The 25,266-nt window shown below is 41.5% G+C and carries 15 protein-coding genes; 10 read left to right on the top strand and 5 right to left on the bottom strand.

The genetic code is table 11. From position 1 onward, the window contains the following. The first annotated feature begins 280 nt into the window (after nt 1-280). Nucleotides 281-973, top strand: a complete 693-nt coding sequence (locus AC0VZ8_RS34500) for a hypothetical protein (protein ID WP_475487838.1) — start codon at nt 281-283, stop codon at nt 971-973. Between the two features lie 157 nt (nt 974-1,130). Here the strand turns inward: AC0VZ8_RS34500 and AC0VZ8_RS34495 are convergent, their stop codons facing one another. Next, the gene (locus AC0VZ8_RS34495) at nt 1,131-1,535 is read right to left on the bottom strand and encodes a 23S rRNA (pseudouridine(1915)-N(3))-methyltransferase RlmH (protein ID WP_475487837.1); all 405 of its coding nucleotides are present in this window, start codon (nt 1,533-1,535) and stop codon (nt 1,131-1,133) included. Between the two features lie 162 nt (nt 1,536-1,697). On the opposite strand from AC0VZ8_RS34495, the gene AC0VZ8_RS34490 reads away from it, so the two are divergent. The 6 genes from AC0VZ8_RS34490 to AC0VZ8_RS34465 all read left to right on the top strand — a co-directional run bounded on the left by AC0VZ8_RS34490 (nt 1,698) and on the right by AC0VZ8_RS34465 (nt 12,883). Continuing rightward, nucleotides 1,698-4,952, top strand: a complete 3,255-nt coding sequence (locus AC0VZ8_RS34490) for a helicase-related protein (protein WP_475487836.1) — start codon at nt 1,698-1,700, stop codon at nt 4,950-4,952. Then, a complete protein-coding gene (locus AC0VZ8_RS34485; protein WP_475487835.1) occupies nt 4,949-5,605 on the top strand; it encodes a DUF4391 domain-containing protein in 657 nt (218 codons plus the stop codon). Before AC0VZ8_RS34490 ends, AC0VZ8_RS34485 begins: the two co-directional genes overlap by 4 nt. Before the next feature lie 23 nt (nt 5,606-5,628). Continuing rightward, entirely contained in the window at nt 5,629-7,497 is a 1,869-nt protein-coding gene (locus AC0VZ8_RS34480) for a site-specific DNA-methyltransferase (protein ID WP_475487834.1), read from the top strand. A gap of 15 nt (nt 7,498-7,512) precedes the next feature. Beyond that, nucleotides 7,513-10,566, top strand: coding sequence for a type III restriction-modification system endonuclease (locus AC0VZ8_RS34475; RefSeq protein WP_475487833.1), 3,054 nt, complete (start codon nt 7,513-7,515; stop codon nt 10,564-10,566). Between the two features lie 128 nt (nt 10,567-10,694). Next, on the top strand, nt 10,695-12,524 hold the full coding sequence (locus AC0VZ8_RS34470; protein ID WP_475487832.1) for a DEAD/DEAH box helicase: 1,830 nt from the start codon (nt 10,695-10,697) through the stop codon (nt 12,522-12,524). 32 nt (nt 12,525-12,556) lie between these two features. Next, entirely contained in the window at nt 12,557-12,883 is a 327-nt protein-coding gene (locus tag AC0VZ8_RS34465) for a hypothetical protein (protein ID WP_475487831.1), read from the top strand. A gap of 154 nt (nt 12,884-13,037) precedes the next feature. Here the strand turns inward: AC0VZ8_RS34465 and AC0VZ8_RS34460 are convergent, their stop codons facing one another. Both AC0VZ8_RS34460 and AC0VZ8_RS34455 read right to left on the bottom strand, forming a co-directional pair. After that, nucleotides 13,038-14,192 carry a hypothetical protein gene (locus tag AC0VZ8_RS34460; RefSeq protein ID WP_475487830.1) on the bottom strand — a complete coding sequence of 385 codons (1,155 nt, stop codon included), beginning with the start codon at nt 14,190-14,192 and terminating at the stop codon, nt 13,038-13,040. After that, complete coding sequence (locus AC0VZ8_RS34455; protein ID WP_475487829.1) at nt 14,186-15,490, bottom strand: hypothetical protein; 1,305 nt, start codon at nt 15,488-15,490, stop codon at nt 14,186-14,188. The genes AC0VZ8_RS34460 and AC0VZ8_RS34455 overlap by 7 nt, the downstream gene beginning before the upstream one ends. A 525-nt stretch (nt 15,491-16,015) precedes the next feature. On the opposite strand from AC0VZ8_RS34455, the gene AC0VZ8_RS34450 reads away from it, so the two are divergent. Next, nucleotides 16,016-19,825, top strand: a complete 3,810-nt coding sequence (locus AC0VZ8_RS34450) for a YobI family P-loop NTPase (RefSeq protein WP_475487828.1) — start codon at nt 16,016-16,018, stop codon at nt 19,823-19,825. An 841-nt stretch (nt 19,826-20,666) separates the two neighbouring features. Here the strand turns inward: AC0VZ8_RS34450 and AC0VZ8_RS34445 are convergent. After that, entirely contained in the window at nt 20,667-21,920 is a 1,254-nt protein-coding gene (locus AC0VZ8_RS34445; protein WP_475487827.1) for an MFS transporter, read from the bottom strand. An 86-nt stretch (nt 21,921-22,006) separates the two neighbouring features. Between AC0VZ8_RS34445 and AC0VZ8_RS34440 the strand changes: the two genes are divergently transcribed. Both AC0VZ8_RS34440 and AC0VZ8_RS34435 read left to right on the top strand, forming a co-directional pair. After that, complete coding sequence (locus tag AC0VZ8_RS34440; protein WP_475487826.1) at nt 22,007-22,816, top strand: helix-turn-helix domain-containing protein; 810 nt, start codon at nt 22,007-22,009, stop codon at nt 22,814-22,816. 198 nt (nt 22,817-23,014) lie between these two features. Beyond that, entirely contained in the window at nt 23,015-23,992 is a 978-nt protein-coding gene (locus AC0VZ8_RS34435) for a DNA/RNA non-specific endonuclease (RefSeq protein WP_475487825.1), read from the top strand. Nucleotides 23,993-24,531: 539 nt separating this feature from the next. Here AC0VZ8_RS34435 and AC0VZ8_RS34430 read toward each other — a convergent pair. Continuing rightward, nucleotides 24,532-25,257, bottom strand: a complete 726-nt coding sequence (locus AC0VZ8_RS34430) for a stalk domain-containing protein (protein WP_475487824.1) — start codon at nt 25,255-25,257, stop codon at nt 24,532-24,534. Between the last annotated feature and the right edge of the window lie 9 nt (nt 25,258-25,266).

Below are 25,266 nucleotides of genomic sequence, written 5' to 3'. Positions count from 1 at the left end.
AGACTCATTGCTATCTTGAATCCGAATTTCACGAACCGATCCAGTGAGAATTAAGCTTATTTGCAAATGCTACGTTACAATTGATTTATTTTGACGATATATAGAATATTGACTTACTGTCAATAAAGCCTGTTTTTGATTAAAATCGTGGGTAATAGGCCTTTTTATCAAGGATTATTCCTTGTTGGGCGGTATAGAGCCGGAAAGTTAGCGTTTTACTGCTTCAACGCCCAATGAATTTTATAACAGGAAATACAGATAGCTTGTTAGGAGGGTACAGATGCAGGGTGAGATTGTTCCAGAGCATGTATTAACGCACCTGAATCAAGAACAAACTTTGAAACGAATCATTGAAACAAGTTATGATGTGCTGTTAGGTCAGGTTGGAAAAGGGAGAATTGTTATTGAAAATGAGGCATCATTCCAACTCCACTTTGCGTACATTCTAAAAACCATTGGCGAACTCATGCAGTTTTCTCCCGAAGACACATTTGCAATCAAGCTGGAAACCCCATATGTGTCGGCTGGAACACTTAATAAAAGTGGTTCAAAGAAGGCCAAAATTGATATTGTGCTGGAAATGAAAAATCTCTCTACTACTACCCGGTGTGCGGTTGAGCTGAAGTTCTTTCAGAAAGTCAATATGCGTGAGCCTAACAATCGCTATGATGTCTACAGGGACTTGCAGAACCTTGAGGACTATGTGTATTCAAAGCAGTATAACTTTGGATTGTTATTTATAGCTACTGATCACATCCATTACGTTAGTAAGGAACAGTACTCTATGGATACAGCAGATTTCGACTTTCGGCATGGTGCTATGTACAAAACAGGTCGCTTGTTGGAATATCGTACGACAAAGCCATACGGTGACCCAATTACCTTGCTAAATGAGTATAAATTTACATGGGAAAATGCAGGTAGAGTTTACTTCTTGAAGCACCTTGTGGAGCTGAATGATAGGCCAACATGAAGTCAAGCTCATACTGCATTGTTTCAGATATCAGATCGTCCAGCAAAGTGTGATGCTTACTGAATTTCTCTATAACTTAAATATCAATGATTATCATGGGGGCAGGCTGGTGTAATCCACTGCTCTCTTTTGTAAAGCAAGAACAGTTACGCTGTTTTTATTTATGGTAAGGATGGTTGTTTATGATGCGAAATGCCCGATAGAGCTGCTCAAATAGAATCGTAGTTTTAAGCCCTGGGTCCATATCCATTGGACTCAGTGTCAAAGTACTATCGCATGGGGTAGTAACTGATCCGATAATAATAGAGATATCTGATGTTCCAGACACTCCCAAATCATTGATTTTTGACGCAAGTTCCTCGGATGATATAGATTGCTCGGTGTTATTTATTAAATGTAGTCTGTAACTGTTATTGTTTAGTTTCTTCTCAAGCTGATCTTCTCTTTTAAGATGAACCAGCTTGACTGTGCAGTATCGACTCAGCCTCTTTTCATACTCCTTTATGGCTTCAAGGTAGAATTTATCTATCTTCTCGCAGATAATGTATATTGTAAATTTCATAATAATCTCCTCATTTCAAGGATAGATGATTGCGGTAGGCTTTCTGCTGAAATCATGACACTTTCATTGAAAATTAGGTTAATAGACCCACTCCTAAAGGAATTTAGGAGTATAATGTAAAATTAATATAGATGTAGTAGCTGCAAGGAAGAGAGGTTGATTATGGAGGTAATAAATAATATCGATAAACTCCTTGGAGACGATCTCAAACACTCCATTAGAAAAGGATCAAAGCTGTCCATAGCAGCATCATGTTTTTCAATTTATGCATACGAAGCCTTAATGAAAGAATTGAATCAAGTAGATGAAGTACGATTTATCTTTACTTCACCTGCCTTTGTTGCTGATAGCTTTAACAAGGAAAAACGTGAGTTCTATATACCTAAGCGTAGCCGCGAGAAGAGTTTATACGGAACAGAGTTTGAGATACGGCTCAGGAATGAAATGACGCTCAAATCAATTGCAAAAGAATGCAGCGACTGGATACGTCAGAAGGTCACCTTCAAGTCTAACCGGACTTCTGGTGCCATGCAAGGAATGTTAAACTTGCAAGCATCCGATAGTACAACCACGTATATGCCCTTGGATGGCTTTACTACCGTTGATCTTGGTTATGAGAAAGGCAACGCTCTCTCTAAGATGGTCAACAAATTCACTGAGGCTCCATTTACTAAAATGTATTTTGACTTGTTCGATCAGGTATGGAACGACAAAAGCAAGCTTGAAGATGTCACAGATCAAGTAGCTGAACACATCTCATCCGTTTATAAAGAAAACTCACCTGAATTTATTTACTACGTCATCCTGTACAATATCTTTAATGAATTCTTGTCTGATATCACTGAAGATATACTGCCGAACGAAGCAACAGGATTCAAGGAGACAGAAATTTGGAAGCGTCTATACCACTTCCAAAAGGATGCCGTACTAGGTGCCATCAATAAGCTTGAAAAATATAATGGCTGCATTCTTGCAGATAGTGTCGGTCTCGGTAAAACATTCTCTGCACTCGGAATTATCAAATACTATGAACTTCGCAACAAGTCGGTCCTCTTGCTGTGTCCGAAGAAACTTGCAGATAACTGGCTCACGTATAAACAAAACGTGACTAATAACATACTGTACGCCGACCGCTTGAGGTACGATGTGCTTTACCACACGGACATTTCCCGTGAGAGAGGCAAGTCTAATGACATCCCACTCGATAGGCTGAATTGGGGCAACTATGATCTACTCGTCATCGACGAATCGCACAACTTCCGTAATAACGAAGCGAAGAAAGATAAAGAGACACGATATCAGAAGCTGATGCGGAAAGTGCTAAAGAGCGGCGTCAAGACGAAGGTACTGATGCTGTCGGCAACCCCGGTGAACAACAAGTTCATGGATCTTCGCAACCAGCTGGCTCTGGCTTATGAAGGAAATCCTGAAGAAATCAACAACAAGCTGGGTACTGACAGAGGCATTAATGATATCTTCAAACGGGCTCAGTCTGCTTTTAATCAGTGGTCAAAGTTGGATGCCGTTGATCGAACAACCGAGACGCTCCTAGGAATGCTCGACTTTGATTTTTTTGAGCTCTTGGATAGCCTCACTATCGCTCGCTCACGCAAGCACATTCAGAAATATTACAATGCGGAGGAAATCGGCGAATTTCCTAAGCGTCTTCCTCCTATATCCAAGTTCTGTGATTTAACAGACAGAACAGATGTCATCGGGTACAATGATATATTCACGGAGTTGTCCAGAATCAACCTCGGTATCTATGCTCCCTTCAAGTACATCCAACCGAGCCGCTTGAGATTGTATGAAGAGATGTACGATACAAGCGTAAAGGGCGGAAGCGGGAGCTTCAAACAATTAGATCGAGAAGGCAGCTTGCAGCTCTTAATGAGGATCAACTTGCTTAAACGGTTGGAGAGTTCCGTGGAATCTTTCCGGTTGACGCTCTCCAAGATTATCTCTAAACTGGGCCAGACATTGGAGAGAATTGAAGCTTTTGAACAAAGCGGAAAGTCAGATGCAGTTGGATACACCGAGATTGAAGATGCCAGTCTCGATGATGATGGCTGGTTGGATGATGACTTTACTATTGGGGATACGATAAAAATTAACCTTTCTGATATGGACATACTCAGATGGAAAGAAGATTTAATGAACGACCATAATATTCTATCTTCCCTCCATGAGGAAATGCTGAAGGTAACACCTGAGCACGATGAGAAGCTGAACGCCTTGAAACAGGCCATCGATAACAAAATTGGGCAACCAATTAATCCGGGCAACCATAAAGTGATCATCTTTAGTGCATTTACGGATACCGCGGCATACTTGTATACTCATTTATCAGAATACATGAAGGCAAAATACAACATTGATACCGCTAAGATTGTCGGCAGCGATGAGAATAAGAACACCGCTGGTCTGAGGAACGACATCAGCACATTGCTCACCTGTTTCTCACCGCGATCCAAGGAAAAGAAGCTGACAATGCCTGATGTAAAAGGCGAAATCGATCTGCTTATTGCTTCTGATTGCATATCTGAGGGGCAAAATTTGCAGGATTGCGACTACCTCGTGAATTATGATATCCATTGGAATCCCGTAAGGATTATCCAGCGGTTTGGACGAATTGACCGGATAGGATCGCAAAATAAATCCATTCAGTTGGTGAACTTCTGGCCCAACATGACGCTAGATGAATATATTCAGTTGAAAGAACGGGTCGAGAATCGCATGATCATCATGGATATGACGGCAACCGGCGACGACAACGTCCTGTTTAATCAGTCCAGCGATCTGGAATACCGGAAGCAGCAGCTTAATCGCTTGCAGAAGGAAGTCGTCGATCTGGATGATATGAATACTGGCGTATCCATAACGGATTTGGGTCTTAATGACTTCCGCATGGATTTGGTGAACTACGTCAAAGAGAATGGCGAACTTGATACCGTGCCAAGCGGGTTGCATGCGGTTGTTTCTGCTGACGAAGACAAGGGAGTAAAACCCGGCGTCATATTCGTCCTTCGGAATGTAAATGAAGAATTGAACCCGGACAAGCAGAACCGCCTGCATCCTTTCTACCTGGTCTACATGAGTGATGATGGCGAAGTCATAACTAATCATATGGATGTAAAGAAGACACTCGATGCCCTGCGTGCTTTGTGTAGAGGACAAGCAGAACCTGTTCTGGATGCTTGCCGCAGTTTCAATCAAGCGACCAAGGACGGCAAGAAAATGGATTCCTACTCCATGCTGCTGGAGGAAGCGATCCGCTCCATTGTTCAGGTGAAGGAAGAAGGCGATCTAGATAGCTTGTTCAGTTCAGGAGGCACAACGGCTTTAATCGATTCCGTCAAGGGACTTGAAGATTTTGAACTTATCACCTTTGTGGTCATTCGGCAGGTGAATGCATGATATTTCAATTACCATTAAGTACACTTGTGAATCGCAAAATACCGAAGAATAAGTTCTATGAGAAGCTTCACGCCAATCAACATCTAAAGGAACTGTTTACTAAGCAAGTCGAGTCGATCATCTGGAAGCACAAACTATCCAAAGAGACGATTCGCCTCGAACCGAAAGATGACATTGAGGAAGTCCAGGTGTTTGAGATTCACTTGAAAGAGCGAACCTACTCACTTGATTTGTTGCGGTGCATAGACAAGGCAATTCCTTACCCCATACTGCACGTCATTATATACGAAGATCAGGCAAAGCTCGCAATCGCCTACAAGGAGCGGAATCAGACCGATGATAACCGCTCGGTTGTACGTTCCTATCACGAATCGGAATGGCAGCCTGTAAAAGAATTGAAGCTGGACATCATTCAGGGGCTTGATTTAAAGGCCGTATACGAGAACATCATCCGTCAACTGCTGCCGATGAACTCGAAGCCGGAAATGGAACTTACAGCCGTTCTGGAGCGGCAGGCCAGCATAGATAAGCTGACGCTAGAATGCCAGCGGCTGGAGTCGAAGATTCGCGGAGAAAAGCAGTTCAATCGCAAGGTCGAATTGAACATGGAATTGCAACGTAAACGTAAACAATTGAATCAACTACTTGACTAAGTAACTGGAGGTCTAACCAAAACATGAACCATCTAACGATGAAATCAACCGATCTAACTAAGGTCAATATCGACAAGATCGCGGAATTGTTTCCTAACGTAATTACAGAAGCAAGGGATGAACAAGGAAAAATCAAACGTGCGATTGATTTTGATTTGTTGAGACAGGAGCTATCCGATTACCTTGTTGAAGGGGAAAAAGAACGGTATCAATTGACGTGGCCGGGGAAAAGGGAAGCTATACTTCATGCCAATACTGCTATCGATAAAACACTTCGTCCAGTCAAAGAAGAAAGCGTCAACTGGGATAGCACTCAAAATCTTTATATCGAAGGCGATAACCTTGAAGTGTTAAAGATGTTACAGGAATCATACTTAAATAAGGTTAAGTTTATATACATTGATCCACCGTACAACACAGGAAAAGATTTTGTATATAAAGACAATTTTACGGAAACAACAAGTGAATACCTTGAGGAATCAGGACAAATTGATGCAGATGGCAACAAGTTTTTTCAAAATACTGAGTCAAATGGCAGGTTCCATAGCGATTGGCTGACAATGATGTATTCACGGCTGAAGATATCAAGGAATCTATTACGGGAAGACGGAGTCATTTTTATAAGCATTGATGACAATGAAGTTGATAATATGAAAAAAGTGTGCAATGACATCTTCGGTGAAGATAACTTTGTGGCCTGCATAGTATGGGAGAAGAGATTCACTCGAAATAATGATGCTAAGCTATTCTCTACCGTCATTGATTATATTCTAATGTATCGAAAGAGTGAGGCTGTATCTAAACTTAGAGAGCCTAGGACTGAAAAAAACAATTCTATTTATAGTAATCCAGACGATGACCCTCGTGGACCTTGGACAAGCGTTTCTTATGTAAGCCAAAGGACAAAAGAAGAACGTCCTAACCTTAGCTACACGATTATCAACCCATTCACTAAACAAGAAGTTTCTCACCCAGTGAATGCTTGGAAGTATAGCTTTGAGCAGTACGAGTTTTTATCAAAAGACAATCGGCTTTACTGGGGAAAGAGTGGAGAAAATCAATACCCGCGTCTTAAGAGATTTCTCTCTGAACTTGATGATGGAATTGTCCCAATAAATTTGTGGAACTACAAAGAAACTGGCACGACTGATGATGGAACCAAAGTTGTTGGCACTCTACTTGGGAAGGATGTTTTTGATTATCCCAAACCAATCTCTCTACTCATTAGAATGCTGAAAATCGCTTCTGAAAAGGATTCATTAATCCTTGATTTTTTCTCGGGTTCAGCAACTACTGCCCATGCGGTCATGCAACTTAATGCGGAAGACGGAGGGAATCGGAAATATATCATGGTACAAATTCCTGATTCCACTGGTGAAAAAACTGAGGCTTATAAGAACGGATATAAAACTATCTGCGAAATTGGCAAAGAGCGTATCCGCAGGGCAGCTAAGTCTATTAAAGAGGAAACAGGAGCAGACATTGATTACGGCTTCCGTGTATACCGTGTAGACTCCAGCAACATGAGAGACGTCTATTACACGCCGGACAAGCTAGGTCAGATGAATCTGGATGATGTGGCATCGAACATCAAAGAAGATCGTACTAGCGAGGACTTGCTCATCCAAGTCATGCTGGAGTGCGGACTGGAACTTTCATTGCCAATGGAGTCCAAAAAAATAGAAGGAAAAACCGTCCATTATGTTGCAGGTAACTCCTTGATTGCTTGCTTTGATGATGAGGTATCCGAGACGGTTATTAAGAAGATTGCAGAGGATCAACCGCTTCGCGTTGTATTCCGTGACAGTTCGTTCAGGGATGATTCTGCTCGCATCAATGTTGAGGAACTGTTCAAGCTACTATCCCCAAGCACTGAAATTCAAGTGCTGTAAGGAAGGGGAACAACGATGAAGATTAAATTCAAACATCAGCAGTTCCAATTGGATGCGGTAAAGAGCATTGTTGACGTATTTCAAGGACAACCCAATGAATCCTCACGCTTTACGCTTGATAAAGGTCGGCGGCAAAAGAGTGTGGAAATCGGCGATCTCTTTCTGCAAACGACAAGCAAGGAGTCTGATTATGGGTTCAAGAACAACCCCATCAAGTTAGTCGATCAGGAAGTTCTAAGCAATATTCAAACAGTTCAACGTCAGAACGGGTTGAAACAATCAGAGCGACTTGAAGGCAAGTACAATCTGACGGTTGAAATGGAAACCGGTACGGGTAAAACCTATACGTATATTCGGACGATGTTCGAGTTGTACAAAAAATACGGTTGGAGCAAGTTCATTATCGTTGTTCCTTCGATCGCAATCCGTGAAGGCGTTCTGAAGACGTTTCAGATTACCGAGGACCATTTCATGATGGAGTATGGATCGAAGGCACGTTACTTCGTATATAATTCCAAGGACTTGCCTCATATAGATAGGTTCGCAAGTGACGCTGGCATTAACGTAATGATTATTAACGCTCAGGCCTTTAATGCGAGAGGCAAGGATGCAAGAAGAATCACAATGGAGCTGGATGACTTTCAATCTAGACGACCGATTGATGTAATCGCCAGCACCAATCCAATACTTATCATCGATGAGCCGCAATCTGTTGAAGGGCAGAAGACGAAAGAGGCATTGAAGGATTTCAAAGCGTTGTTTACGATGCGATATTCGGCAACGCATCGGGAAGACTACAACAAAGTCTATCGCCTCGATGCACTGGATGCCTACAACATGAAGCTGGTCAAGAAGATTAGCGTGAAAGGCATCTCGGTCAAAGGGTCAAGCGGAACGAACAGCTATGTGTACCTTGAAGGCATAGATGTCAGTGATAAGCATGCTCCTGTAGCCCGGCTTGAGTATGAAAAGCGAACCAAAACCGGATTAACCAAAGTATCCAAGAAGATCGTCACAGGCGATGACCTCTATCAATTATCCGAGAATTTGGAGCAGTATAAAGGCTACAGGGTATCCGAGATCAACGGCCAAAATAACAGTATCAGCTTTATAAACGGAGTCACGCTGTTCGCTGGAGACGTGCAAGGTGATGTCAGCGAGCTGCATTTCCGGCGAATCCAGATACGGGAGACGCTGAAATCACACTTCGAGAAAGAGCGGGTGCTGTTTCATAAAGGAATTAAAGTGCTCTCACTCTTCTTCATCGACGAAGTTGCTAAGTATCGACAATACGATCAAGATGGCAACGAACGGAACGGTGATTATGCAGATATCTTTGAAGAAGAATACATGGAACTCCTGAACGAACAACTGTCCTTGTTCGCAGACGATCCATATGTTCAATATTTGAATAACATTCGAGTAAAGGCTACGCATAAAGGGTACTTCTCCATTGATAAAAAGAGCAATCGGTTCATTGATTCTAAAGTGTCTGCCAGAGAAACCGATTCCGATGATGCGGATGCATATGATCTGATTATGCGGCAGAAGGAGCAACTTCTCAGCTTTGAGGAACCAACGCGTTTTATTTTCTCTCACTCGGCGTTGAAGGAAGGCTGGGACAACCCGAACGTATTCCAGATTTGCACGCTCAAGCACAGTGATTCCACAATCAAGAAGCGGCAGGAAGTTGGGCGTGGATTGCGACTCTGCGTGAACAAGTATGGCGAACGGATCGATTCCACTATTCCGGGTATTGATGTTCATGAGATTAATGCATTGACCGTTGTCGCAAGCGAATCCTATGAGCAGTTTGCAAAGCAGCTCCAGGGTGAGATTGCCGCGACATTGTCGGATCGCCCACGCAAGGCGGATAATAGCTTCTTCTTGGATAAAGTCCTCGTGAACGCCCGCGGCGAACAATTAAAGATCGATGAGCGACTCGCAACCAAGTTGCAAAATGCATTCATCCGTAATGGCTATACAGACGATGACTACAATCTGACGGATGTTTACTTTACAGCCGTAGAAGAACAAACCATCAAACTGCCTGACGAGCTGAATGCACATCAAGAGCAGCTTATTGAGCTGGTTAAAACGATCTACGTTGAGGGCAAGTCGGATATGACGAATGATGATCGTAAGAATACGATTCCGAACATCACTGTGAATAGCAATTTCCACAAGAAAGAGTTCAAGGAATTGTGGAGCCGGATTAATAAGAGATCGGTTTACACGGTTCAGTTCGACTCGGAAGAATTGGTGCGGAAGAGCATCATGGCGATTGATATGAACTTGGATGTGCCTTCCATTCGTTATTCCATCAAGCATGGGGAAATGAATGAGATCGAATCCCGTGAACAATTGAAGCAGGCAGAAGCGTTCATACAGAGAGAGACGCAGACAGAATACGTTCACGGAGCTGCGACATCGAAGATCAAGTACGACCTGATCGGTAAACTGATGGATGAGACGAAGCTCACTAGAAAAACGACTGTGGCCATCATGAAAGGCATCAGGCAGGCTAAGTTCATGTTGTTCCAGAAGAATCCTGAGGAGTTTATACTTCGAGCGTCCAGACTGATTAATGAGCAGAAGGCGACGACAATCATTGAATCTATCACGTATGATGTGATCAATGATACGTTCGATACAGATGTGTTTACGAAGAACACGCTGAAAGGACAGCTTGGTCAAAACGCGATAGCTGTTGAGAAGCACATCTATGACTATGTGGTAACGGATTCCAAGATTGAGCGGGCTTTTGCTAAAGAGCTGGATACAAGCAAGGAAGTAAACATTTATGCTAAGTTGCCGCGGGGCTTCTACATCCCAACTCCAGTCGGCGACTACAATCCGGACTGGGCGATTGTATTTAAAGAAGGCGGCGTGAAGCACATATACTTTATTGCCGAGACAAAAGGTTCTTTGGACTCCATGGAACTGCGTGAAGTGGAGAAGGCCAAGATTGAATGTGCACGAAGGCATTTTGCTAAGCTGAATTCAGATCAATTGAAGTACGATGTGGTTAATAGCTACGAGAGGTTAATGGAGATTGTGAAAGGTTAATTCCAGTTCAAAGCCGGGGATCATTTAATCGATCCTCGGCTTTTCAATTGGATTTTACACTCGTGGATAGCAGGAATATGAGGAATTATGTGGAAATATGTATATAACAAAGCTACCGGGGGGCTTATATGTACTTCGAAAATACATTTGCTCACATAGAGGGAAATCCCAATCTAAGAGAGCCACAAGTTCAAGGATATTTGAGAGTGAAAGAATATTTTGAATCTCCAGTTGAACATAAACCTGCATTAGTCACTTTGCCAACTGGAGTTGGTAAAACGGGCTTGATGGCTATTCTGCCTTACGGTATAGCCAAGCATAGGGTGTTAATTGTTACTCCGAATCGGACAATTCGTAGTACGGTTACAGATAGCCTTGACCCAAGATACGAACATAATTTCTGGTGGAATCGAAAAGTCATTAATATTCCAACCAACTTGCCCGAAGTCATTGAATACGAAGGCGATCCAAGAACGCTGGAGCAAGCTAAGATTGTGATTACCAATATTCATCGTCTTCAATCTCACAATGCAAGTTCATTGTTGCAGAAGGTGCCGAGGGATTTTTTCGATATGATTATTATCGACGAAGCACATCATTCTCCGGCAACATCATGGGTAGAGATGGAAGAGTATTTCAATTCGGCAAAAATCGTTAAAATAACGGGCACACCTTTCAGAACGGATAAAAAGGAAATCTATGCTGAGGATATTTATTCATACCCGCTTAGTCGGGCAATGATAAAAGGCTATGTGAAGCAACTTGTTAAAAAGGAGTATATTCCAGATAAGTTGACTTTCAAGGTTCAAGGATTCGAAGAGGATGTGTCCTTAGAGGAAGTATTGAAATTAAAAGACAGCGACTGGGTGGAAAGAACGGTAGCGTACTCAACACAGTGCAGTGAAGCTGTTGTAAAAAGAAGCCTTCAAATCATGACTGAGAAAAGGGAAGCAACAGGAGTACCTCATAAAATCATTGCCGTTGCTTGTTCCATTGAACATGCAAGGGAGATTAAGCAGCTATACGAAGCCGCAGGTTGTCCTGCATCAATTATACACAGTGACATGGAACCCTCTGAACAAGATCGGGAGAGATTGGACTTTCACAATGATCGAAAGCATGTAATTGTGAACGTTGGGATGCTTGGTGAAGGATATGACCATCCCTACATCTCTATTGCTGCGATTTTTCGGCCATTTAAGAGCTTATCGGCATACGCACAATTTGCAGGAAGAGCATTACGTTCAATTCCTGACGCAAAGGATGCGGCAATAGATAATGTTGCACATCTCGTATATCATAACGCACTTGGGCTTGAAGAGCTGTGGGAGTACTACAGTAAAGAACAACAAAAGGCTGAGATCATTGACCGGTTAGAGCAGTTATTCGAGGAGAACGAAAGAGAAAGCTCTTCTGATGGTAAAGGTGGATCAGAGCCTGATGTAGGAGAAGCTAGACAATCAGAAACCTATATAGAAGAACTGAAGACATTTGTTGGTGATGAAACCATATTAGAAGCTTATGAAGAAGCTATTCGTCAGAGCAGAAGCAAGACCGAAGAAGCATTAGAAGCATTAAGATCAAAGGGTATTCCGGTTACTGACGAGATGATTAAACTTATCGAAGGATCTACGTTCGAAGATATTGCGAAATCGAAAAGACCCGACCTTGAATTGAAAGAGCGTCGACAAGAATTAAAAACATACATTGAAAATGGAATCGCGGAAATATTAACTGCAAAGGGTCTTAACCCCAAAAGGAAAGCAGAAGATATTGCTACAAAGTTGGGTTATTATCGTGATACACAACTGGCCTTAGATGGATTATGCGTCAAAATAATTAACGAACAATTGCTGAGGGCGGTTGGGTATCCAAGAAAACAATGGTCTATTGCCGACTTCAAGCAAGCAAGGCCACTGGCTGAAAAACATGTGGCATATTTAGCGGAAAGACTTTAGAATGAGTTTATTAACCGAAAGGAGGGTAACAATTGCTTAGTGTGCAGGAATTAAAAGTGAAGTTAGCACATGTTCTTGCCAATAAGGGGATTCCTCCTTTTGTGTTGGCAAACAATATCAGCGAAGAAAATTACGATGAGGTTTCCCTTTACAAGCGAGATCAAATGATCATTGTTGACATGTACTGCAAAGATGATGAAACAGGCGAACCGCTGCAATTCAAGTATATGTATAACAAGGATGAGGTACTGCTAAAAACCGAAATGATAATAGCAGGACGCTCAAGTGTAATGTGGGATAGAGAAGCAGAGATAGCTACTTTGACCATGCAGATTCAGCAAGCTGAAACTCTAGTTTGATTATAGAAAAGGGGGCCTAGGAGATGATCCGGGCCTCTTTTGCAATAAGGTGGTGTCTCCATCTTTACATCTTCTCAACTCTCCAGTTTGCCTTCTACTATAAACACATTAGACTTTTCATCTAAATATCTTTACCTTGGGTTACTAATAAAGTTTATTTGACACACTCGCCAAGCACCCTTAAGAACTCTTTGTCGAAATCTAACTGTACAGTTACTTCGGCTATAATACGTGCAGAAAAAATCAAGAGATGGTACTGTCCTGCTACAACTCTGAAGTTATGAACGTCTTCCCAACATGTTACTTTATTTGTTGTAGCAAGTATCAATATTCTTCTGGAGTCGAATTTATCTTTTGACAGATGGTGCTGTACTTTTTCAATTGTATGATGGTCTACTGCTGTTGAAGTATAGCACTTAGCATCGGCAGTAAAGTCCCCCCTTATTACTTCATTCAGGTACTCGAGCAGGTCAATTGTAAGTTTATCAGCATTGCCTGCACCTGCAGCATTGACAGGAATTCTTCTGAATCTTGGAAAGGATTCAAGCATGAGCCGATATTTGTACAGCTCAACTTGTTGAGTTCGTAGCTTGTCTAAAAAGAAATTTGTCAATTCATTCTCAACAGCCTGCCAAGTTACTAATGAACTTTTATTGAGTATTTCTTGCTCAACGAGTGCTACTTGTTTAATATTACTGATGACTTTTTGTGAACTAGGAAGATCTCTTAATCTAAACTTTATATCGTCTAAAGATCCTTTAAGAATGTCAATCGCTGCAACAATAACTGTTGTATCAGGTAATGTAGGAAGGGGATTATCAGTAATTTGGATAAAAACAATGCCTTCCTTTTCATCAATGGCACGAATAACTGTAGTAAAATCAGTTGTGTCAGCATCAAATATTAACAAATACTGACGATCAGTAATTGTTAATAAGTAATTCCCAGGTCTCTCACATAAACCTTCAGTAGTACAACCGGTAATATTAATGCAACCAAGGACGTCGGAAAGAATCTTTTTGTAATTGATAGATACTATTTCGTAATAGTGAACTGAGGTAAGATCAATATCCTGTTGTGAATATTCGTTTCCACAGTGCGGACAAATCAAAAACCCATCAAATAGTTTCTTAATGAAGATAGCGTTGTTACCGCAGCCGTCCATTCTATCTCCAATATTAATACTGGCCCTACCGGTGCAATGAAACTCTGTGAACTCCCCTAGATCAATGTAATCTTTTATTTCTAATTGCAGTACTGATGGTGGGACAATTCCCGTGTAACGTGTACCAGGTATGGGGATTAGCATAATTCATTTCTCCTTTGATTCAAGTGTATACGGATATTTGTGTAGTCATCGAGCAAGGAAATTAATGTTCTTCTCTTTCTGATGCCTCCGCCGTTACCTGATATCATCACATAAATCTGATCGGCACTTTCACTCATCTGTAAGGTGAAAATATGTGGCTTTCGATTGACTGTATAGGTTACTTTAACTTTTTTGATCTTTGAATCAGGGATTAGTGAGGATAAATCTATATTTCTGCGATCATCACTCATGGATTGCAAGAGAGATACCTCGGATGACTTTCTCTCGATGATCAATGCCGGCCTTCCAGGAAGAGGAACCACCATCTCAATATGATTCATTTCAACTCCGGGGATATTTTCTGACAATAGTTCTTGAATGAAAGTCTGGAAAACAGTTAATGCATTGCCATAGCTCTTCTTAACAAAATTAGCTGGAATTCGAGGATCATTACTTACCACTATATTATTTGCAATAGTTAGATAAACATCTTCTCTCACTATGTTTACAGCTCTTACCCGTAAATCTTTTAGAGTGGGACTAAAACGCAAAACAATTAGGTCCGCATTCATGTCAACAATATATCTTCTGAATGTTCGTAACCCACTTCGTTGCGACTCTCTTAAAATAAAGACAACAATTTCGTCTTGATAATTTATTACCTTTAAACAAGTGCTTGATAGATTAGTGTTATTTGCTGCTTCATAACGTTCAAGAATATCATCAATAAGAGTTGCTGTTATATTTGGTGTATCAATACCGATAATTTCAACTTGACGTAGTTCCGCTTGTCTTAGTGGGTCCAGAACACGTTCCATATCCATTAATAATATATACTCTTCATATCCGTATCGCTCACAGCGGCTTACGAGTAGACACATGTGTAATAATTCAGCATTTAACGATGATAGCAGTAAAGCTAGAATAAGCCGATTCTGCATTCCCATAGAAGATACTGTATCCCAGTAATCACGTTCAATCAAAGCATCTTTCAGATACTCAAGTGTCACATCACGAATTAACTGTGACATGTATTCTTTAAGGAGGCTTAGAACCAGTATGTCACTTTTAAGTGGATTATCTAATGGTGGTGGTAGTTCGCGGGTATTGGGGACACCGTAAGGCTCTAAGAGACAACTCCTTATTTGGCGTGGAAATGTATCGAGTAATGTTAAATAATCCTCTTCCAACAAGAGCCTGTTTTTAGCTCCGTCACAATCCGTTTCTAATACATCTTTCCAATGCTCTTCAGTGATAGTTTTTAATAGATCAATATTAGAGCGTATAACTTCATTCATTTTGACCGCCTCCGTCACCGTTTTCCAATAATATACACTATACAACATATTTCATATAAGTAGTAGGTAGCGGAAAGTATCAGTAATAATACAAATCAGCCGGTCTGTTTACTACCCGGCTGACTGTAACTACAGAGTTATAGAGGGCGTTAGTTTACCCTATCAATAGATACGGTGAGCCGTATCATAAGTAGGGCGAAATATCTTTACGTAAGATATGGGAAATGAGTTGATCCATTTGCTCCACTTCAATGTAACGACAGATCAGAAGGAATGATGGGGAATATGTCGAATTTTAATGGTGGAGTACTATCTGAGTAAACGCAAGACCTGAAATACAACTGATGATAATTGTAAAACATACAGCAGGGATTGGAAATCAATTGTTTAGATATAATTAAACCGAAATGCATGCAGCTCTGAGGATTAACGGCGCATGGGCCCAAGTTTTGTCGTGGTGTATGAAATGAGGAATTCGAACCCATAGAGCAGAAGTTTACGATGATACGAGACGGAGGGCGAGGTATGTCCGAAAGAAAGCCAATATTTCAAAAACTTACACCAATTCATAATGCTGAAATAGGCATTTACAGTGAAGCGATGGACTTTGTTTTTGAAAACAGAGACTTGCGAAATGTCGCTATTTCTGGTTCTTACAGTGCTGGGAAAAGCAGTGTAATAGAGACATATAAAGCATCGCATTCAGACAAGAAGTTCATCCACATATCGCTGGCACATTTTCAATCTACAGAAGATACTGCTGCAGGAGATTCAACATCTAACAGCGCATCTGAATCAATAAAGGAATCTATTTTAGAGGGTAAAATTATTAACCAGCTCATTCACCAGATTTCACCAAACCGTATTCCGCAAACAAACTTCAGAGTCAAACAGAAAGTTGTACGAAAGAAACTGGTTTGGTGGGTAATAGCTTCAACCGTTTTTATGCTTTCGTTTCTCCATCTCTTCTTTTTCAGCAGTTGGAAAAGCTATGTAGACAATGTTTCGGAACCGTGGATCAAAAACATTTTGGGACTGACTGCAGAGAACAGTTTTCCTCTCGTAAGTGGATTCATTTGTGTTGCGCTGGCTGCAATTCTGCTGTACCACATCATAAATATGCAGATCAATAAAGGCGTTTTTAAGAAGATTAGCGCAAATAAGTTCACTATAGAAATTTTCGAAGGCAGTGATGACTCGTATTTTGACAAATACCTAAATGAAGTGTTGTACTTATTTGATCAATGCGCGGCAGATGTCATTGTCTTTGAAGATATGGACAGGTACAACGCCAATCGCATCTTCGAACGGCTTCGGGAGGTTAATTACCTGATAAACGTTCATAGAAGCAAAAAAGTGGATGCAAAGCCGCTCCGCTTCTTCTATCTCTTACGGGATGATATTTTTGTATCAAAGGACAGAACTAAGTTTTTTGACTTTATCATCCCGATAGTTCCAGTTGTCGATAGTTCTAACTCTTACGACCAGTTTATCAAGCATCTCAGTGATAAGGATGTGTTGGGGCTGTTTGACGAATCGTTTTTGCGTGGTCTTTCTCTGTATATTGACGATATGCGTTTGCTAAAGAACATCTGCAATGAATTTTTATTTTATGATAACCGGCTGAACATTACAGAGCTGAAGCCTAATAAGTTGATGGCGATTATTGCCTATAAAAATCTTTTCCCGCGGGATTTCAGCGAATTGCAGTTAGGCAGGGGTTTTGTTTTCACGCTTTTTGACAAGAAGGAGCAATCTATTGCAGCGAAGATCATCCAACTGGAAGCGGAGTTGGCGACAGCAAGGGCGAGACTGGAAGCGACCAAAAATGAACATCTAACTTCCGTTCATGAGCTTGATTTGGTTTTCCAAGAAAAAAGAAGCAGGTTGAGTAACTACAGCTATCAAGAGCGGCAAACGCGATCACAACAGATAGAAACTGAGTATACAAATCGAAAAGAAGCACTTGAGAATCGAAGTGCTGGCCGGCAGCCCACTTTAGAAGATGATATTAGTCGTCTTGAGAGCGAAATTGCACGAGTTAAAAATCAGGCATTGCAGGACATTATCACCCGTGAGAACATTGACGAACTGTTTGCAGTAACGAGCAAAAACAATATTGGAGTTATCTCAGATTTCAGTGACATTCGTGGGAACGATTACTTTGACTTGCTCAAATACCTCATTCGTAATGGTTACATTGATGAATCTTATGCCGATTACATGACCTATTTCTACGAACACAGTCTGAGCAGGACGGATAAGATATTCCTTCGCAGTGTGTCCGACCAAGTCAAGAAGGAACCAGGCTACCAATTGAAAGAACCGCATAAGATACTCGCTCATTTAAACGTTTCTCATTTTGACCAACCAGAAGTCTTGAATTACGATCTGCTTTTCTTTCTTCTGCAAAAGTTCGCTGTCAATGAAACTACCATACCTTATATTGCCGCCACTCCTATATTTCCGAAAATTGAGGCTGGCATAACAAAAGAGCAACAATGCTTAATGGCTATGGTACAACAGATAATCAGCACAAAAGACTATTTCTTTCTGCAGAGTGCATTTATCGACATACAAGACGAAAAACTCAATTTTCTTGTTAATTTTCTAAATTCAGCAAGGAAAGATTGCCTTATAAACATACTTATCAAAAAGACTGATTTCGCTGGAAGATGTCGAGATGATTTTGTTTTCAGAACACTCATAATCACTCCAGACCGTGATCTCACAAACGATGACGATTTTACGAACGCGTTGTCCGCTTTCGTTTCCAATCATCCGTTCATCTTTGATAGAGCCAGTGTTGAAGAAAATAGGCTGAAAGCCATGTTTGGGGAGGATGTCAAGCAGAACCTCTTGATTGATTCTCTCGTCGAACGCTTCAAACTGCTCAAAATACGCTTTTGCAGTATTGACTATCAAACCACTGACACAAAAATGTTCGATGCGGTCTATACTAACAACCTATATAAACTATCATTTTCCAATATTGCACACTTGCTAAAAGTTAAGTATGATCTCACGGAATCGGATGACCTCAAACATAAGAATTATACCTTGATAAGTGCACGACCGGACAGCCCGCTGGCGGTGTATGTCGAGAGTGAAATCGACTGCTATATCGAAGAAGTTCTCACGCACTGTGACAAGCGGATTGAAGATGACGAGACGGCGGCCAAGGCGATACTCAACAATGACGAAATATCCACCGAAAATAAGACGGCTTATATTGCTGTTCTCAAAACAGAGATTCAGGCTTTATCAGACGTTGAAGAGGAGTCCCTTTGGAAGCAACTGATTACGTCAAATCTTGTAGCACACACTGAAGAAAACATAATCAATTATTTCGTGCAATGCGGAAATAGTCTTACAGACGACTTGGTTCAATTCATTGACGCTGATGAACAGACATACAATTTCTCCGAGGTTCGAAAACAATATGATAAAGAGACTCAGAGGGCATTCTTCAAAGCAATAGTTAGGTGCGATTCTTTAAGTGATGCTCACTACGAACAGTTTCTTGCAACATTGGGATGGCATTATAAAAATGGTTTTGATGTTGAAGACATCGCTGGAAAGAAGATGGATATTCTCGTTGACAACAATGTAATTCACATGGGCGAAGCCAACCTCACCTTCATCCGAGCGACTTATCCCGACAACCTGATTCAATATATCATTGTGAATATCGAGGAATATTGCGACTTAGTTGTAGCGTCAGAGTTATTTAATTCTGACGAAGCGATTGAACTGCTCGTGGAACATATTTCCGACGAGTTCAAACTGAGGTTGATTGAGAATATTGAGGGCGAATTTACGGCTATAAACTCAGCCTATACTGATGCGGTTAAATCGTATATTATTCTGAATAAATTCCGCAAAGAAGATTTACCGCACTTCGTTTCGCATTACAAAACAGAAGGAGAGAAAACGAAAGCTGCGATTATTTCAAAGACTATGGACTGGCTGGAAACGCCTCTTACAGAACCACTGCCAGTTTCGAGGGAGCTTTTCGAGGACATCATTTCGTCTGATAGAAGCATGACCCCAGAAAAAAAATCAACTCTGTTTTGGTGCCTACTTCCTACACTAGATAAAGCCCAGTGCAAGCATTATCTGAGCCAGCTTGGGTTGGATGATGATTTCCTTAGCTTGTTTGAACAAAAGCGTCCGAAAATTCTGATTAATGATACAAATAAGCGAATACTCGAAGAATTTCAAAGCAAATACTGGATTACCAAGTTTGAAGTCGACGATAGAGATAGCAACTATTACCGAGCGTATGGTCGCAGAGTACTTACAGGTGCCGAAAAAGATGATGTTATGGATTAGTGGTTGGAAATGGACGGCGTTCTTGGCTACGACTGGTCATTGATGACAGAGTTCAGACGCTAGGGATAGAAGGTTCCTATTCGCAAAGAAGGCACCCGCTTTGGGTGCCTTTCGATTTCGCCTCAGTGATGTTACGTAGAACCGTATCATAAATAACGGCAGGTTTCGTCCTACGGCAGCTGCTGTGGAGCGAATACATATACTTGTTTAAGAATCCCTCTTTCATGCCTTGACTCTGACGTATACTGTAGGGTTTATAGTCAGAGGGAGGAGGGATCGTATATGAAGAAATGGATGATTAGGGGATCCGATAAGGACGGGCATTATAGTAAAGGGCTAACTGTTGTATTACATTGATTGTCGGGGGACGGACAAGAACATGATCCTATTGTGTCGGGTGCCAAAAACATAGTAACATTAGAAGCCGCTGATTATGCGGTTTTATATATTTATGTTATCAAGTTCTTGTCAAAACACAATGACAAGAACTTGATAACATTCCCGACTGATGACAAGAACATGGTTACATTCCCGATCTGATCTCATCCACGGCGGCAGACGCCCTTTTATTAAACTAACGGGCAGAATACTTCCAATATGTGTTATACAACTACATGTTTTGAAGGCAGAAATGGTAGAATAAATGCTTTAATAAATACAGTCTGACTTGAATACCAATCATTCTATCGGGAGAATATAGTTTCGGCAGTCGACCACGCGATCGACTGCCGTTGTTGTTGACGGTCAGAGCGTATTTAGAATTCACTTAACTTCGAACACGGTCTGCAAGTGAAAAAAACCAATTTAATATACTCCAGTCGAGATACCTGGTATCGCCACTTTATTCACGAATCAGCTTGGCATCCTTGGGCAGCAAAAATGCAAACACTCCAAGCAACGGCAAATAAGAGCAAAGTTGTATGACGTAGACCACGTTCGTCTGGTCGATCATCCAACCCAAAACTACGGAGCCGAGTCCCCCCATACCGAAAGATAGACCGAAAATGAGCCCTGCGATCGTTCCTACTTTGCCCGGAAGCATCTCTTGAGCATACACGATAATGACGGAGAAACCCGACATCAGGATGGCTCCAACGGCCAAACAGAGCAAAATGGAAACTACAGGACTGGCATATGGCAGCAGAATCGAGAACGGCGCCGTACCGAAGATTGAGAACCAGATGATCTTCTTCCGTCCAAAGCGATCGGCCAGCGGGCCGCCAAGCAACGTTCCTAGCATGCCGGCAAACTGGAGAGCAAATAATGAGAGTTGAGCTTTTTCAAGCGGGAGATTGTATTTTTCCATATAGTAGAAGGCATAATAGCCGGTCATACTGGCCAAGTATACGAATTTGGAAAAGAGAAGCATGATCAGCACACCGAGCACGAAAACTACAAAGCTTTTACTATGCTTATCCTGTACCTGATTAGTAATACGGCGCTCTGTTCTGGCCGTTATTTGGAGATGTTGAGCATACCATCTAGCGACGTAAGCCTGAATAAAAATGCCGGCTAAGGCCAGAAAAAGAAACCATAGAAAACCCAACTGCCCCTGAGGGGTTATGACAAAAGCAACCAAAAGCGGCGCTAACGCCTGTCCCGTATTGCCGCCGACCTGAAACACCGACTGGGCGAGTCCCCTGCCCTTACCTGCAGTAAGGTGTGCAACACGGGAAGATTCTGGGTGCAGGATCGATGATCCGATACCGATTAACGCTGCTGAGACAATTAGCATGGTCAAGCTGGACGCAATAGCCATTCCACCCATACCTAACAGTGTAAATAGCATTCCCAAAGGTAGTAACATCGGCATTGGTCTGCGGTCGGTGTAAGCACCGATCAAAGGCTGAAGCACAGACGCTGTCACGTTGAGTGTAAATGCGACCCAACCGATCTGGGCAAAGTTCAGCTTCATCGACTGCTGGAAAAGCGGAAAAACAGCGGGAACGACCGATTGCATCGCATCATTTAATAAATGCGCAAGACTGACACCGATCAGTAGGACCGCGGAACGCCGGCCGACTGTTTTTTTCTCAACGGCAGTTGAGGTTGTTGTTAACGACATGCGTATCACCCATTTCTTTTTGTTACTCATAATATCTAAGAACCTGGAAGAAGTCCTCGCGATAATTGCGCTTTATGAGAGCATTTTTTGATATAATGGGTATCAGGTGATTTCAGATGATTGTACAAATAACTACGCCACAGATGGAATTATGGCGCATCGGAGGGCAGTTTTCCAACTTGCCTCACGCTCATGAGGGTGAGTTTCAAGTGACCGTACCCGTCAACGGGACATGTTTTTTTACACAGGCCAATAAGGAGTATATGCTTTCCGGCGGCAGAAGTATTGTTCAGCATCCGCTCGAAAATCATTACTTTAACATAGGGCATGATGCGGAGGTGCTTATATTTAGATTTGGCCGCAGCAGCTTGAAAGAGGTCTTCCCTTACACCGAATTGGAGTTCGCCATTCGTCAGGAGTTCGATCCGGCCACCATAAGTGGGTATTTCCGCCGGTGGATGGGGGCGTTGCTGGAATGCGATCCCACCGATCGCATGGCGCAGGAGGAGACAGAGACAGAGGTGCTTCAATTTTTACTTGGCTCCCTCGTCGGGGGTCACGTAAATACTTCCAAAACGTATTGCGACCTACCGGTGGGTACCTTTTCATCCGATCCCTACCTGAGACAAGTGCTTGAATATATTCACACACATTACTCGGACGAAATTCACATTGATGAATTGGCATCGATCGCATTGCAGAGCAGGTTCCATTTCATACGTTCGTTTAAAAAGGCCATCGGCGTGACACCATACCAATACGTGCTACGCCTGCGAATCGAAGAAGCCATGCGTCTGCTCGAACGGACCGAGAAGTCTGTGATAGACATTAGTTGCAGCCTCGGCTTCTCGAGCCCAAGCCAGTTTTACCGTGCATTCGCGAGATCGGCTGGTATGACTCCAGAGAAGTATAGGAGCTCACTATAAAAAAGATTTCACTAACGGGTAACGATAGCTCAATCAAAGTAAGAAGGCAGCTGATCATTGTGATCGGCTGCTTTTGTTCAAGTAACGGGCAGGATAATTCAATAGGATATTAGTCTTTTATGGTAAGATTATAGAACAAGATAAGTTATAGTCGTCGTTTTTAGAATGAACAGTATGAAATTATAGGGGAGTCCTAAATTGAAAAAGAAAATGAACTATTTAATCTTAATTTTAACGATCATCTTTATGGTTGGTTGTACCAATTTAGAAGATCCGCCTATTACAAATGGAGAAAACGCCATACAAGAAGTAACCAAAGTTGATAAAGAAGCAGAGGGAAATATTACCGAGGCCATTAAGGAACCAAAAGGAGAAGAAAAGGTTGTTGATGAACCGGCAGTCGAGGAAACACCAACCCAACCATATAACGATCTATTCTCAGGATACGAACGTATTGAAGTGGATGCTTGTGATTTGTCTGGCCATCGTGAACCTAACGTCGTTGTGGATGTTGGTTACGGGAAGCGTAAATACTGGGCATTTACAAACGAACACGGGCAACTAGTGCGTGTCATTGCTGATAAAATCATTCTACAAGATGACAATAAAGAGCCTGTCTCATCGTCTGGTAGGTATTGTGCTGATGAAGCAAAGGTCCCTGGGGTTGAGAGTGCTGTTTTAGACGAAGGACATGCCATAGCTGATTCTCTTGGCGGTGTATCCAATGCTTATAATATCACCCCACAAGATAGTACGCTCAACCGACATGGTGATCAAGCATATATGGAAGACGCTATACGCAAAGCAGGTGGAGCTACTAATTTTGAAGCAATTATCACCTACCCGAACACGAAAACGCAGATTCCCTCCAGTTATCAATACACCTATACGTTAAAGGGTAACGTGATTGTCGATAAATTTGATAATGTGAATCCTGACGAAGTAAACAAAACCCTTGGTTTAACAGACAGTAAGCCTTCTGATTCAAAAAGTTCTAACACAAAAGCGTCTAATCCAAATACAAAAGATGATCTTTCTAGTGTTGATACCAATGGTAACGGGAAGATAACGATAAAAGAAGCGAAAGCAGCCGGTTATAGTATGCCAATAACGAGTGATCATTGGTTATACAAATACATGGATGATCGTGATGGTGACGGTATGGTAGGTGAGTAAGACTAAAATTAAATGAACGGAAGAACAGAACATACTCCTGTTTGCCACAAAACCGGCTGAGTATGGGATCGTGGCAATGTTATCAAGTTCATGTCATTTATGTTATCAAGTTCTTGTCATCCAACATATTGAAAGTCGCTAAAATATCGTTCTTTTCAACTTAATTACGCATAACTACAGTTAGACGAAATCATAGTAAAAGGAACTTATGTTTGCTATAATATATGGACAGCAAAACTCTATTTAATGCCATTAATGATTACAAGGTTATGAGAGAAACTCAGGTTATGAAAAGAGAGAAAAAACCGTCCAAATTGGGCGGTTTTTCTTTTTTAACCCGCGACTCAGACATATGTACAAAATCCACCTTTGGTGAAATAGTCTTAAAAACGAAAACACACAAAAAGTCGCTGACCGATTTATATTAGCGACTTATTATTGATTGATTAATGTTTTTAAGGCCGTCCCCGATTTTATGGGACGGCCTCACTCTTATAACCTGGTTTTGGTGATATCTGTGGTGTAGTTACAGTATTACCTCATCTCGTAGCGATATACATAAGGTCGGTGTATTTTTGAGTTGCCAAGTTTTTTCCTGAATAAATCAATTCATTAATTGATTTGCTTTGCTTTATGTACAGTTCGACCATCTTAGCATCTGGCTTGTACCCAGGTGTAGATTCCATTTTATCAAACACAGAGTTAATTTGCTTAATCTGATTAATGCTTTCATTATACTTATTAAGAATAGTATTTATTTCGGGATTCATACTGCTGTACCTCTTTACGTTTGGTGCATCTACATAAAGGTTATAGTTCTTTATTGCATCATTCAGCCATTCACTGACATTGGATTTTTCGCTCGTGCCTGCCACCTTCCCAAGCATAGTAGTGCTATAGACTTGATTTACAGAAAGAAGCTCTTCCCCTAAATCTTCTAGACCTTTAAAGATGTTTGCAGTAAGTAGCATGTCTTTAATGGTAGAAGTAAGTTCTTTCGGCTGAGAGTCCGTCTTGATATCAACGGTCTGATTATTAGCATCCCATGTGTATTTTAATCCAATTTGACTTAACAAACTGATTGGTATCATTGTTCGTCCATTGTAGCTAATAGCTGGGACATCTTCTGTTCTCAATTGCTTTCCTTCAGACGTGATTCGGATGATTTGATTGCCTTTATAAGTACCCCATATACTTGCTGCGCTGACAACACCTCCGCAAACCACACTTAGAGTTAATGTGAATATTAGTATTTTCTTTTTCATGCTTTTTAC

This window comes from Paenibacillus sp. QJM3NY_38, assembly GCF_056173265.1.
This window is presented reverse-complemented; position numbering and strand designations above follow the sequence as displayed.

What these genes read in the sequence shown, in the direction of transcription:
- AC0VZ8_RS34455 (WP_475487829.1), bottom strand. Translation starts at nt 15,490, where the DNA reads ATGAATGAAGTTATACGCTCTAATATTGATCTATTAAAAACTATCACT.
- AC0VZ8_RS34480 (WP_475487834.1), top strand. Translation starts at nt 5,629, where the DNA reads ATGAACCATCTAACGATGAAATCAACCGATCTAACTAAGGTCAATATC.
- AC0VZ8_RS34470 (WP_475487832.1), top strand. Translation starts at nt 10,695, where the DNA reads ATGTACTTCGAAAATACATTTGCTCACATAGAGGGAAATCCCAATCTA.
- AC0VZ8_RS34445 (WP_475487827.1), bottom strand. Translation starts at nt 21,920, where the DNA reads ATGAGTAACAAAAAGAAATGGGTGATACGCATGTCGTTAACAACAACC.
- AC0VZ8_RS34485 (WP_475487835.1), top strand. Translation starts at nt 4,949, where the DNA reads ATGATATTTCAATTACCATTAAGTACACTTGTGAATCGCAAAATACCG.
- AC0VZ8_RS34430 (WP_475487824.1), bottom strand. Translation starts at nt 25,257, where the DNA reads ATGAAAAAGAAAATACTAATATTCACATTAACTCTAAGTGTGGTTTGC.
- AC0VZ8_RS34500 (WP_475487838.1), top strand. Translation starts at nt 281, where the DNA reads ATGCAGGGTGAGATTGTTCCAGAGCATGTATTAACGCACCTGAATCAA.
- AC0VZ8_RS34495 (WP_475487837.1), bottom strand. Translation starts at nt 1,535, where the DNA reads ATGAAATTTACAATATACATTATCTGCGAGAAGATAGATAAATTCTAC.
- AC0VZ8_RS34460 (WP_475487830.1), bottom strand. Translation starts at nt 14,192, where the DNA reads ATGCTAATCCCCATACCTGGTACACGTTACACGGGAATTGTCCCACCA.
- AC0VZ8_RS34440 (WP_475487826.1), top strand. Translation starts at nt 22,007, where the DNA reads ATGATTGTACAAATAACTACGCCACAGATGGAATTATGGCGCATCGGA.
- AC0VZ8_RS34475 (WP_475487833.1), top strand. Translation starts at nt 7,513, where the DNA reads ATGAAGATTAAATTCAAACATCAGCAGTTCCAATTGGATGCGGTAAAG.
- AC0VZ8_RS34490 (WP_475487836.1), top strand. Translation starts at nt 1,698, where the DNA reads ATGGAGGTAATAAATAATATCGATAAACTCCTTGGAGACGATCTCAAA.
- AC0VZ8_RS34450 (WP_475487828.1), top strand. Translation starts at nt 16,016, where the DNA reads ATGTCCGAAAGAAAGCCAATATTTCAAAAACTTACACCAATTCATAAT.